Here is a 12,909-nt window from a genome sequence, read left to right as displayed (position 1 = left end):
TAACCATGCGGGATATGAAGACCATCTGGAAACTGTTGCTGACCTTTGCGGTCACGCTGTCGCTTTTCCTGCTCCTGTTGGCCGTGTGCTACCGGGGGCTCGTCGAAATGATCGACATGCGGCAGCGGGTCATCCAAAGCTCCGATGTCATGGAAAAGACGAGCGGCGTCTATGTGGACCTGCTCAACATCGAGGCCGGCCTGATGCGTTTTGCCGCCTCGGGCCGGGAAAGCTCCCTCGAATCGCTGCAACGGGGGCTGGGCGCCCTGGATGTGGACATCGAATCCCTGGCCGCCCTGGTGTCGGACAATCCCCAGCAGCAACGGCATGTGGAGATGCTGCGCCGCCAATCCCGGCAGTGGCTGGAAACGCAGGTCAATCCCCTCCTGGCCCTGCGCCGCCAGGTTGCCGCCGGCCAGGCCGAGGACAAGGCCATCCGGGAGTTCCTCGCATCCGGCCAGGGCATCCAGTTCTTCGATTCCATGCGGGCCACCTTCCTCACGCTGCGCCAGGAAGAGCGCCGGCTCCTGGAGACGCGGACCCAGGAGATGCGCGACCTCCAGTCCTTCACCGAGTACGCCGTGGCCGGAGGAGGCGCGGCGGTGATCCTGGTCGGCTTGCTCCTTTCCGTGCTCATGTCCCTGTCCATCACCCGGCCCCTGGAGCGGATCACGGCCTACGCCCGGCGGATCGCCTCGGGCGAGAGCTCCATGCTCATCGACATCTGGCAGAAGGACGAGGTGGGCAGACTGGCCGAGGCCTTCCGCGACCTGCAACGCAGCCTCCTCGACAAGACCAGCGTGGCCGAGGCCATCGCCGCCGGAGACCTGGACCGGAACGTGCGTCTGGCCGGCGAACACGACACGCTCGGCCGTTCCATCAACCGCATGACCCAGGCCCTGCGGGAGACCCGGCGGCAAAACGAACGGACCGACTGGATCAAGTCCGGGCTCAACGAGCTGTCGCTGCGGATGCGCGACGAAACCGATCCCCGGGGCATGGCCGGCCGGGTGCTCGGGTTCCTGACGCCCTACCTCGGCGTCCAGGCGGCCGCCCTGTACCTTCGTGACGGGGACGGCAACCTGGCCCGCCAGGCCGCGTACGCGGCCGGCAAGGAGGCCACGGCCGGGCTGGCCGCCGCGCCGTGCGACGGCCTGGCCGCCCGGGCCGCGGCCGAGGGGACCCTCGTCGCCGTCTCGGGCATCCCGGAAGGCTGCCTGCGCGTCAATGCCGCTTTTGGCGACATCGAGCCCAGAAACATCCTGGCCCTGCCGTTTTCCTACCAGGAGAACCTTGTCGGCGTGCTGGAACTCGGCGCCTTCGACGCCATCCCGGACCAGACCCTCGAATTTCTGCGCCGGGCCACCACGCCCCTGGCCGTGACCTTCGACGGCCTGGCCCGGCAGGCCCGGGTGCGCGGGCTGCTGGAACAGACCCAGCGGCAGGCCGTAAGCCTCAAGGAGCAGCAGGAGGAGCTGCGGGCCAAAAACGAGGAACTGGAAGAGCACGCCCAGACGCTGCGCCGGTCCGAGGAGGAACTGAGGCTCCAGCAGGAGGAGTTGCAGAGCCTCAACGAGGAGCTCGAGGAAAAAAACGGGGCCCTGGAAAAAGCCCGGCGCGACGTGGAGCGCAAGGCTGCGGACCTGGAAACGGCCAGCCGCTACAAGTCCGAATTTTTGGCCAACATGTCCCACGAGCTGCGCACCCCGCTCAACAGCCTGCTCCTTTTGGCCCGAAACCTTCGCGACAACGGTTCCGGCCGCCTGGACCCGGACGAGGTCGAGGCCGCCGGCATCATCTACAGAAACGGCAACGACCTCCTCATGCTCATAAACGACATCCTGGACCTGTCCAAGGTCGAGGCCGGCAAGCTGTCGCTCCACCTGGAATCCGTGCCCCTGGCCGACGTGGCCGGCAGCATCATGGCCGATTTCGGCCACGTGGCCGAGGGCAAGGGCATTTCCCTCCACCACGAGATCGGGGAGGGGCTTCCCCAGGCCATTCGCACCGACCGCCGCCGGTTGGAGCAGATCCTGCGCAACTTGGTGTCCAACGCCATGAAGTTCACCGAAACCGGCGGCGTGGTCCTGCGCCTGCACCTGGCGGACGCGGCCGACGGGCGGCCGTCTTCCAGGGGTGCGGCCGGGGACATGGTGGCCTTTTCCGTCATCGACACCGGTATCGGCATCGCGGCGGACAAGCATCAGGCCATCTTCGAGGCCTTCCAGCAGGTGGACGGCACCTCGTCGCGCCGCTACGGCGGCACCGGGCTCGGCCTGTCCATCACCCGGGAACTGGCCCGCCTGCTCGGCGGCCGGGTCACCCTGGCCAGCCAGCCCGGCCGTGGCTCGACCTTCACCTTTCTCGTGCCGATCGAGGCGGCGGCCGCCGGAAACGCCGCCTGGACCCTGCCCGCGCCGCAACAGGAGACGCCGTGCACCGTGTCCGAGGGGACGGCGGAGACGCCCCTGCCCGTGCCCTTCATCCCGGACGACCGGGACCTGGTCCGGGACGGCGACAAGGTCATCCTCATCATCGAGGACGACCCGGATTTCGCCGCTATCCTGCGGGACCTCTCGCGCGGCAAGGGGTTTCGGGCCGTGGCCGCGGCCACGGGCGAGGAGGGTCTTTCCCTGGCCGAGCGGCTCTGTCCGCTCGGCGTCATCCTGGACCTGCGCCTCCCCGGCATCAGCGGCTGGACCGTGCTTGGGGCCTTGAAGCGCAACCACGCGACGCGGCACATCCCGGTCCACGTCGTCTCCGTCCACGACGCGCCGCGCGACGCCGTCAATTCCCAGATCATGGGGGCGGTGGGCTTTCTCAACAAGCCCGTGGACGGGGAGGAGCTGGAGCTGGCCTTCGAAAAGATCGCCTCCATGAACGAGAAGACGGTCAAGGACCTGCTCCTGGTCGAGGACGATCCGGACCTGCGCCGGGGCATCCGCCGGCTGGTGGCGGACCTGGACGTGAACGTGACCGAGGCCGGAAGCGGGGCAAAGGCCCTTGAGGCCCTGGCCGGCCGTTCGTTCGACTGCATGATCCTCGACATCGGCCTGTCCGACATGTGCGGCTTCGAACTCTTGCAGCGCCTGGAAAAGGACCGGGAAGTCCCCGTTCCCCCGGTCATCGTCTATACCGGCCGGGACCTGACCCGGGAGGAGGAGATGGAGCTTTACCGGCACGCGGACTCCATCATCATCAAGGGGGCACGGTCCGAGGAGCGGCTTTTGGACGAGGTCACCCTGTTTTTGCACCGGATGGTCGGCACGCTTTCCGAGCCCAAGCAGCGGATGCTCCTCGACCTGCACAACCGGGATGCGGTCCTCGAAGGCAAGAAGGTCCTGGTGGTGGACGACGACATGCGAAACCTGTTCGCCCTGTCCAAGGTCCTGACCGAAAAGGGGCTGCGCGTCCTCAAGGCCGACGACGGGGCCAAGGCCCTCGAAATCCTGCGGGCCGAGCCGGACGTGGACGCCGTCTTGATGGACATCATGATGCCGGGCCTCGACGGCTACGAGGCCATGCGGCGGATCCGGGAGGAGTCGCGGTTCGCCGGCCTGCCGCTGATCGCCCTGACGGCCAAGGCCATGAAGGAGGACCGGGGGAAGTGCCTGGCCGCCGGGGCCAACGACTACCTGGCCAAGCCCGTGGACGTGGACAAATTGCTGTCCATGCTGCGGGTCTGGCTGTATGGCAACTAGTGCCCGGCCGCCGGAACCCGGAGACGGGGCCTTCGGGGGCCGGACGTGGCGGAAGTGTTTTTTCCCTTGCGATAACGCGGGCATGTTTTTACGGACAACGCGGCAGGGATAGCGAACGGTCGGTGCGGGAATGAGCGAACGGGAACTGGAAGAGATCGAGCTCACCTTGCTGCTCGAGGCGATCTTTCTTCGGTATGGACACGACTTCCGGCGTTATGCCCGGTCGTCGGTGCGGCGGCGGGTGCAGCGGATCCGGCAGCTTGGCAACGTCGGCTCCGTGGCCGAGCTCATCCCGCGCGTCCTGCGCGACCCGGTCTTTTTCGACTCCATCCTGGGCGAATTCTCCATCACCGTCACGGACATGTTCCGCGATCCCGGGTTTTTCCTGGCCCTGCGGGAGCGGGTCGTCCCCTATCTCAAGACCTATCCCTCGGCCAAAATCTGGGTCGCGGGCTGCGCCACCGGGGAGCCGGCCTATTCCACGGCCATCATGCTGGAGGAGGAGGGGGGCTACGACCGGTCCACGATCTATGCCACGGACTTCAATGCCGTGGCCCTCGGCCGGGCCAGGGAGGGCATCTATTCCCTGGAGAAGATGCGGGCCTACACCGCCAACTACCAGGCGGCCGGCGGCAAGCGGTCCTTCTCGGACTACTACCACGCCCGCTACGGCTCGGCCATCCTGAACGCTCCGCTTCGGCGAAACATCACGTTCGCCGAGCACAACCTGGCCACGGACGGCGTTTTTGGCGAGATGCACTATATTTCCTGCCGCAATGTGCTCATCTACTTCGACCGGACCCTGCAGGACCGGGTCCTGGCCCTTTTCCACGACAGCCTGGTCCACGGCGGCTTTCTCGCCCTTGGCAGCAAGGAATCCCTGCGCTTCGCCGGAATCGAGGAAAAGTTCGAGGTTGTGGACCGGAAGTGGAAGATCTACCGGAAAAAATTTGTGGGTTGAGGTTGGGGAGCGCCTTGGCCGCCGTCCCGCGCGAAGCGGGCCGGGGGCCGGGCCGTGAAGGGGGGACGCGCATGGAAGACCGCAGTTCGATTCTCATCGTCGACGACAAGCCCGAGAACCTGTTCGCCCTCAAGCAGGCCCTCGCCCCCCTCGATGTCAGGATCGTCGCGGCCACGGGGGGGGAGGAGGCGCTCAAGGCCACGCTTCGCGAGCCGTTCGCCCTGGCCATCGTCGACGTCCTCATGCCGGGCATGGACGGCTATGAGCTGGTCAGGCTCCTGCGCGGCCAGGAGGAAACAAAGCGCCTGCCGGTCATCTTCCTGACCGCGCTCTACCCGGACCCGGGGCACGCCTTCCGGGGCTACGAATCCGGGGCCGTGGACTACCTCGGCAAGCCCTTCTCGCCCGAGATCCTCCTGTACAAGGTCAAGGTCTTCCTCGATCTCGACCGGAGCCGGCGGGAGCTTTTGCAGCAAAGAAACGCCCTGGAGGCCATGGTCATCGAACAGGCCCGGGTGAACGAGCGGCTCCAGCGGGAGGTCCGCGAACGGCAGCTCGTGGAGCGGGAACTGCGCCAGACCAAGGAGGAGGCCGAGCGCCTGGGGGGCAAGCAGGAACGGCTGGCCCAGGCCGCCCAGGCCCTGTCCATGGCCAAGGACCTCGCCTCCATGATGGCCATCGTGGTCAAGGCGGCCCGGGAACTGAGCGGCGCCCAGGGGGCCTCGTTCATCCTGCCCGACGGCGACGACTGCTTCCACGCCGCGGAGGACGCCGTGGAGCCCCTCTGGAAAGGCCGGCGCTTTCCCAAAAAAAACTGCCTGAGCGGCTGGGTCCTGGACAACGGGGAGCCGGCCGTCATCCAGGACGTGGCCGGCGAGCCGGGCGCCCTGCCCGGCGTGTGCCAGGGAACCTTCATCAGGAGCCTGGTCATCGCCCCGGTCGGGCGGGAGGCCCCGGTGGCGGCCCTTGGCATCTACTGGGCCACCGGCCTGGCCCCCGATCCCGAGGCGGTGCGGCTGCTCTATTCCCTGGCCGACCTGGCCTCGGTGGTCATGGAGAACCTGCGCCTCTACGACGAGCTCAAAACCAGGGCCGAGGAGCTCGGGGAGCAAAAGGCCATTGCCGAAAAGGCCAACCGGGCCAAGAGCGAATTTCTGGCCAACATGAGCCACGAGATTCGCACGCCCATGAACGGGATCATGGGCATGACCGAGCTGGCGCTCCTGTCCGAGATCCCGGACCAGACCCGAAGCTACCTGCAGATGGCCAAGAGTTCGGCGCTCCATCTCCTTTCCATCATCAACGACATCCTCGACCTGTCCAAGATCGAGGCCGGCAAGCTCGTCCTCGACTGCCAGGAGTTCGACCTGCTCCACGCCCTGCACGCGGTCTGCGATCCGCTGGCCATGACGGCCCGCAAAAACGGGGTGGCCCTCACCTGCGTCATCGATCCGGCCGTGCCGGCGGCGCTTCTGGGCGACAAGGGCCGGTTCAAGCAGATTCTCACCAACATCGTCGGCAACGCCGTCAAATTCACCCGCAAGGGGCAGGTGGAGGTGGGCGTGCGCCCGGCCGACAGCGCCGGAGGGGACGCGGGCCGCAGCCGGCTGCTGTTCTGGGTCAGGGACAGCGGCATCGGCATCCCGGCCGGCCGGCTGGAGGCCATTTTCGAGAGTTTTGCCCAGGCCACGTCCTCGGCCCACATCGAATTCGGCGGCACAGGCCTCGGGCTGCCCATTTCCAAGAAATTCGTCGAGATGATGGGCGGGAGCATCTGGGTCGAGAGCGAAGAGGGGCGGGGGAGCACCTTTTCCTTCACCGTCGAGTTCGGGCAGCCCGAGCGCTGGCCGGCCAGGCCCGGGGCCGGGGATCGGGCCCCGGCGGCCGGGGACGGCCAGGGGCTGCGCATCCTTCTGGTCGAGGACAACCGGGTCAACCAGCTTTTGGCCGCGGATCTCCTCAAGGCCCGGGGCCACCGGGTCGCCATCGCCGGCGACGGACCGGCTGCCCTCGGCGCCCTGCGGCGGGAACCCTTCGACCTGGTGTTTCTGGACATCCGCCTGCCCGGCATGGACGGCGAGGAGGTGGCGCGCCAGGTCCGGGCGGGCGCGGCCGGGGACCCGGCCGTGCCCATCGTCGCCCTGACGGCCCACGCCCTCAAGGAGGACCGGGAGCGGTTTCTCGGGGCCGGCATGGACGACTACATTTCCAAGCCCATCGAGATCGAGGTGCTCGATCTCGTCCTCGAAAAGATGGCCCGGAAGCTCCGGGAAGACAAAAGTCCCCTCCCGTAGGCGGGCCGGCCCCCGGCCCGCGGGCGAAATCCCCGGCCCCGCCGGAAGAAGCGCGCCGCCAGGGCCGGACTTTCCGCCCGCGGCGTCCGGCGCGCCCCTTGCCAAAGCCCCGACAGTCCGGTAGCGGCGAAAATAAGAAAAAAGGCCGGGGCCTTGCCGCCGGCCGGGAGGAAACCATGCGCAGCCGTTTTTCGCCGACCGTTTCCGCCGTGATCGTAGGGCTGTCCCTCGCCCTCGCCCTTGCCGGGCCGACGCCCGCCCCGGCCGCGCCCCCCGCGCCGGCCGCCACCCCCGCCCCGGCTCCGGCGGCAAAGCGGCCGGCCAAGGCCCAGGCCCAGCCCGCCCCCGAACCGGACAAGGGCACGTTTCTCCTGACCGTGTTTTTGCGCCACGACCAATCGAAGACCCTGTCCGAGATCGAGCAGCACCTGGACAAGACCGGCTATTACCGGAAGTTTCCGCCAGACGGGGTGGAGGTGGTGTCCTGGTACGTCATGATGGGCCTCGGCCAGGTGGTCACCCTGCGGGTGCCGGCCGAGCGGTTGCGCGAGGTCAACAGGGTGCTGGAGGAAAGCGCCTGGGGCGGGTACGCCACCGAGTTCTATCCCACCTACGACTACAAGGCCCTCGGCGAGACCAAGCACGAGGAGGCGCTCGGCAACGCTCCCTGAGTCCCTGCCAGGGCCGGGAAAGCGTCCGGTGTCGGCGATCAGAGGGAAAAAGGCGGGCCCCAAGGGCCGGGGCCGGCGTCAAGCGACATCATGGCGCAAAGGACCACGATGGCGACCATGGAGTAGACGTAGAGCCTTCTCGCCCACTGCCGGTCCCCGGACGCCTTGCGGCCGCAAAGGGCCAGGGCCAGCCAGGTGAGGCCGACCGCCGTGGCCGCAAGCAGGTAGGCGAAGCCGGCGTAGCCGCAAAAGGCCAGGGCCTGGGCGGCCAGGGTGAAGGCCAGGATGTGGCCGGCAATCTGCCGCCTGGTGGCCGGAATGCCGGCAACGACGGGCAGGACCGGAAGCCCGGCGGCTGCGTAATCGTCGTAGCGGAAGAGGGTGATGGCGTAGGAGTGGGGGATCTGCCACAGGCTGAAGATGGCCGCGACCAGGGCCGCGCCGAGGTCCAGACGGCCGGTCACGGCGCAGTAGGCGGCCAAGGGCGGGGCCGCGCCGGCCAGACTGCCGATGACCGTGCTGTGGACGGAGTGGCGCTTCAGATACAGGCTGTAGACCCCGACATAGACGGCGAAGCCGGCCGAAACCACGGCCAGGCACAGGCCGTTGGTCCCGAGCCACAGGAGGACCGTTCCCGCAAGGCCGAGGAGCGCGGCCCACAGCAGGCCGGCGGGCAGGGACAGGGCCCGGGTGGGCAGGGCCCGGCCCCTGGTCCGGGCCATCTTCCGGTCGAGGTCGCGGTCGATGCAGTTGTTAAACACGCAGCCCGAGGCGACGATCAAGGCGATGCCGGCCAGGGCCGGCGGGAAAAGGGCCATGTCCGGCCGGCCCCGGGCGGCCAGGAGAAAACCCGCCGTGGCCGCGAGCAGGTTGGCGAAGACGATCCATGGCTTGGTCACCAGGAAATACTGCTTCATCACTGCCGCGAGGCTCACATCCGGTAATGCAGGCTGTACATGACCCAGATCGAGCCGCCGATGAAAAGAGTCATGATGAGAACGGTGAAGACCAGGGACAGGAGGTTCCAGTGCATGCCGGACGAGGTGTCGAGGTGCAGGAAGTAGTGGAGCTGCACCACGATCTGGACGATGGCGGCGGCAAAGACGCAAAAGACGGTGGCCGAGGGGGAGAGGGCCCCGGACATGACCAGGGCGAAGGGAATGACGGTCAGAACGACCGAAAGGACAAACCCGACGGTGTAGGATCTGACCGAACCGGTCCCCGCCGCGACGCTCTTTTCCCGTGCCTGGCTCATTGCATGACCCCCATCAGGTAGACGACGCTGAAAAGGCCGATCCAGACGATATCGAGGAAGTGCCAGAACATCCCAAGCCGCATGAGCCGCCCCTGGACCGGCGTGGTCAGCCCCTTGGCCGCGACCTGCCCCATCATGACCACAAGCCAGACCAGGCCGCAGGCCACGTGGGCGCCGTGGGTGCCGACCAGGGTGAAAAAGGCCGAGAGAAAGCCGCTGCGCTGCGGGCCGGCACCGTCCAGGATCATCTGGCGGAACTCGGCCGCCTCCATGGCGAGAAAGCCGAGGCCGAGAAGAAAGGTGGCCCCGAGCCCGGCCAGGAGCAGGTCCTTGCGGCCCTTGTGCATGGCCACCGTGGCCAGGCCGTAGGCCGCGCTGCTGCACAGAAGGAGAATGGTTTCGAGCAGCGCGCCCGGCAGGTGGAAGAGCTCCTTGCCGGTCGGGCCGCCGGCGTAGTTGTGGGACAGGACCACATACGTCGCGAAAAGGCCGGAAAAAAGGATCAGGTCGCTCATGAGATAGAGCCAGAAACCGAAGGCCCGTAGCTCACTGGCGTGGTGCTTTTCCGATTCGATCAGCGGGCTTTTTACCCGGAGCGAAGGACTCATTGCCATGGTTGGCTCTCCTGTGAAGGCTCTGGTCGTGGACCGTTTTGCCTAGTGCTGCGACCCTTAAAAAATACGCCAGTATTTTTTAAGATAAATAATCATCTTCGATGGTTATTTATCTTAAAAGTATGTACTTTTTTCATGGACGCGACTCTAGGAGACCCGGGCCGGCTGCGGCATGGCCCGCAGGCGCAGGGTCTCGATCCGTTCGACCTCGGCCGCCGGAATGATCGCATAGGCGTCGTCGTCGAAGGACTTGGCGATGAGGGTGGCGGCAAGGGCCAGGAAGCTCGCCAGGGCCAGCCACCAGATGTGCCAGATCATGGCAAAGCCGAAGACAAAGGCCAGGACGCCGATGACGAAGCCGTGGCCGGTGTTTTTGGGCATGACGATGTCTTCGTAGCGGTCGGGCCGCTGGTAGGCCAGGCCGCGTTCCTTCATGTCCCAGAAGGCGTCGCGGTCCTCGACCACCGGGATGGTGGCGAAGTTGTAGACGGCCGGCGGCGAGGACGTGGCCCATTCGAGGGTCCGCCCGTCCCAGGGGTCGCCGGTCAGGTCGCGGTTGGCGTGGCGGTCCCGGAAGCTCACGTAGAGCTGGACGAGGGTGCAGGCGATGCCGGCGAGGATGAGCGCCGTGCCAAAGGCGGCCACGATCAGGAGCGGCTGCCAGTCCGGGTTGTCGTAGTGCTGCATCCGGCGGGGCATGCCCATGAAGCCGAGGATGTAAAGCGGCATGAAGGCCAGGTAGAAGCCGGTCAGCCAGAACCAGAAGGAGCGCTTGCCCCAGGTTTCATTCAGGCGAAAGCCCACGGCCTTGGGAAACCAGTAGGAGTAGCCGGCAAAGAAACCGAAGAGCGTGCCCGGGATCAGCGTGTTGTGGAAGTGGGCGATGAGAAAAAGGCTGTTGTGGATCACGTAGTTGGCCGGCGGCACGGACAAGAGGACGCCGGTCAGGCCGCCGAGGACGAAGGTGGTCAGGAAGCCGATGGTCCACAGCATGGGCGTGGTGAGGCGGACGCGGCCGCGGTACATGGTGAAAAGCCAGTTGAAGACCTTCACGCCGGTGGGGATGCCGATGATCATGGTCGAGATGCCGAAGAAGATGTTGACGTTGGCTCCGGCGCCCATGGTGAAAAAGTGGTGCACCCAGACGGAGAAGGACAGGAGCATGATGGCGGCCGTGGCCCAGACCAGCGAGGTGTAGCCGAAGAGCTTTTTGCTGGAAAAGGTGGCCACGACTTCCGAATAGATGCCGAAGGCCGGCAGGACGACGATGTAGACCTCGGGATGGCCCCAGGTCCAAAAGAGGTTCACGTACATCATCGAGTTGCCGCCAAGCTCGTTGGTGAAAAAGTGCATGCCGCAGTACCGGTCGAGGGCCAGGAGGGCCAGGGCCACGGTCAGGATCGGAAAGGAGAAGACGATCAGGACGTTGGTCAAAAGCAGGTTCCAGGTGAAAAGCGGCATGCGCATGAGCGTCATGCCCGGGGCGCGCATCTTGAGGATGGTGACGAGAAAGTTCACGCCGGTGAGGAGTGTGCCGAGGCCCGAGATCTGCAGCGACCACAGCCAGTAATCGACGCCGGTGTCCGGACTGTAGGCGAGCTCCGTCAAGGGCGTGTAGCCCGACCAGCCGGCCTTGGAAAATTCGCCCACCCCGAGCGACACCATGACGAGGAGGGCCCCGGCCACGGCCAGCCAGAGGCTGACGGCGTTTAAAAACGGAAAGGCCACGTCCCGGGCCCCGATCTGCTGGGGCACGATGAGGTTCATGAGCCCGGACAGGAACGGCATGGCCATGAAAAGGATCATGATCGTGCCGTGGGCGCTAAAGACCTGGTTGAAGTGGTCCGGCGGCAGGAACCCCTGGGACGCGCCCAGGGCCATGGCCTGCTGCCCGCGCATCATGATGGCGTCGGAAAAGCCGCGCAGCAGCATGATGAGCGCCAGGATGATGTACATGATGCCGATCTTCTTGTGATCGGAACTGGTCAGCCACTCCTGCCAGAGAGAGGGCCATTTCTTGAAGTAGGTGATGAGCGCCAGAACGCCGAGGGCGGCCAGGATGGAGCCGACGACCGCGCCCATGACGATGGGATCGTGGTACGGTATGGCCGAAAGGCTGAGTTTCCCGAACATTGGCATGGTCCTCCGTGGTCGCCTTACTGTCCGTGCCCGGCATGGGCGGGTGCAGCCGTGCCCTCGGGAGGCATCGGCATGGAGACGGATTTTTTCATGATCCCATCGAACAAGCCGGGTTCGATCGAGGAAAAATAGAGGGGCCCGGCCGGAACGCCGGGTTGGCGCAGTTCCTCGAGGCGGGCCGCGTCGAGTCTGTCCGGGGACTGCCGGACCCGGCGCACCCAGGCGTCGAACGCTTCCGGCGTGGTGGCCGTGGCGTCGAAGTTCATGCGCGGATAGCCTTCACCGCTGAACTGCTGGTTCTGGCCGGCAAAGACGCCGGTGGCATCGGCCAGGAGATGCAGCCGGGTCTGCATGCCGGCCATGGCATAGATCTGGCTGCCGAGTTGGGGAATGAAAAACGACGTCATGACCGTGTCCGAGGTGAGCCGGAAACTCAGGGGCACCTTGGCGGGAAAGACGAATTCATTGACCACGGCGATATGCTCTTTCGGATAAATGAAAAGCCATTTCCAGTCGAGGCTCACCACTTCGACGTCAAGGGGCGCGGCTTCCGAGGCGATGGGCCGGTAGGGGTCCAGCCGGTGGGTCTCCCGCCAGGTGATCGTGGCCAGGATGAGAACAATGACCAGCGGCACGCACCACATGACCAGTTCTATCTTGCCGGAATGGCTCCATTTGGGATCGTAGGGGGCTTTGGTGTTCGAGGCTCTGTATTTGAGGGGAAACCAGATGGACATGACAATAACGGGAATGACCACGATCAGCATCAAGCCGAAGGCCACGAAGATGATGGAGCGCTCGGACTCGCCGATGGGGCCTTTGGGGTTGAAGATGAGCATCTTGCTGCAGCCTTCGAGAAACGCCGCCAGGCATGGCAAAGTCAACATGGCGCAAAGAAAAGGAATTTTTCTTTTCATGTGGTCACCCCAATGAACGCGAAGGCGCATGGCACTTTGTCGTTCGAGTATTTATCAATCTACGTTTTTTCGCGACGGGTTGTCAACGCGAAACAGGTGGCCGCGCTTCCCGGCCGGCCGGCGCTCGGGCCGCCGCAGCGCCAGCATGGCGTCCTGCCCGTCCCGTCGATCCTCCCGGACCCCGGCCGGGGTGCCCCGGGCGCAAATACGCCTTGACAAGATCGGCCAGCCGATATCTTGGAACAAGGATGCTGCGGGCTCCCCGATAGCGGCGGCAACCAGCCGTCCGCTCCTGCTTCCCCCGGCCCGGCGGTGGCCAGCCGTCCGGGCCGGGCCGGCGCGGGAAGGGCCGCGCGC

General features: G+C 66.0%; 9 protein-coding genes. 4 read left to right on the top strand and 5 right to left on the bottom strand.

The window, feature by feature from the left end; all coding sequences use genetic code 11:
- Nucleotides 1–5: 5 nt before the first annotated feature.
- From DFW101_RS07855 to DFW101_RS19920, 4 genes are all read left to right on the top strand, one after another.
- On the top strand, nucleotides 6–3,701 hold the full coding sequence (locus DFW101_RS07855; RefSeq protein WP_009180977.1) for a response regulator: 3,696 nt from the start codon (nucleotides 6–8) through the stop codon (nucleotides 3,699–3,701).
- Between the two features lie 130 nt (nucleotides 3,702–3,831).
- On the top strand, nucleotides 3,832–4,662 hold the full coding sequence (locus DFW101_RS07850; protein ID WP_009180976.1) for a CheR family methyltransferase: 831 nt from the start codon (nucleotides 3,832–3,834) through the stop codon (nucleotides 4,660–4,662).
- Between the two features lie 71 nt (nucleotides 4,663–4,733).
- Nucleotides 4,734–6,956: a response regulator gene (locus DFW101_RS07845; protein WP_009180975.1), complete on the top strand. Its 2,223-nt coding sequence runs from the start codon at nucleotides 4,734–4,736 to the stop codon at nucleotides 6,954–6,956.
- Between the two features lie 176 nt (nucleotides 6,957–7,132).
- A complete protein-coding gene (locus DFW101_RS19920; RefSeq protein ID WP_009180974.1) occupies nucleotides 7,133–7,627 on the top strand; it encodes a hypothetical protein in 495 nt (164 codons plus the stop codon).
- A 38-nt stretch (nucleotides 7,628–7,665) separates the two neighbouring features.
- Here DFW101_RS19920 and cyoE read toward each other — a convergent pair whose 3' ends face one another.
- From cyoE to cyoA, 5 genes are all read right to left on the bottom strand, one after another.
- Nucleotides 7,666–8,544, bottom strand: a complete 879-nt coding sequence (gene cyoE, locus DFW101_RS07835; RefSeq protein ID WP_009180973.1) for a heme o synthase — start codon at nucleotides 8,542–8,544, stop codon at nucleotides 7,666–7,668.
- 14 nt (nucleotides 8,545–8,558) lie between these two features.
- Complete coding sequence (gene cyoD, locus DFW101_RS07830; RefSeq protein ID WP_009180972.1) at nucleotides 8,559–8,882, bottom strand: cytochrome o ubiquinol oxidase subunit IV; 324 nt, start codon at nucleotides 8,880–8,882, stop codon at nucleotides 8,559–8,561.
- Entirely contained in the window at nucleotides 8,879–9,496 is a 618-nt protein-coding gene (cyoC, locus tag DFW101_RS07825; protein WP_009180971.1) for a cytochrome o ubiquinol oxidase subunit III, read from the bottom strand. Before cyoC ends, cyoD begins: the two co-directional genes overlap by 4 nt.
- Nucleotides 9,497–9,643: 147 nt before the next feature.
- Complete coding sequence (gene cyoB / locus DFW101_RS07820; RefSeq protein WP_009180970.1) at nucleotides 9,644–11,629, bottom strand: cytochrome o ubiquinol oxidase subunit I; 1,986 nt, start codon at nucleotides 11,627–11,629, stop codon at nucleotides 9,644–9,646.
- A gap of 23 nt (nucleotides 11,630–11,652) precedes the next feature.
- Entirely contained in the window at nucleotides 11,653–12,552 is a 900-nt protein-coding gene (gene cyoA, locus DFW101_RS07815) for a ubiquinol oxidase subunit II (RefSeq protein ID WP_043642766.1), read from the bottom strand.
- Nucleotides 12,553–12,909: the final 357 nt, after the last annotated feature.

It is taken from the genome of Solidesulfovibrio carbinoliphilus subsp. oakridgensis (genome assembly GCF_000177215.2).
GTDB classification, from domain to species: Bacteria; Desulfobacterota; Desulfovibrionia; order Desulfovibrionales; family Desulfovibrionaceae; genus Solidesulfovibrio; species Solidesulfovibrio carbinoliphilus.
This window is presented reverse-complemented; position numbering and strand designations above follow the sequence as displayed.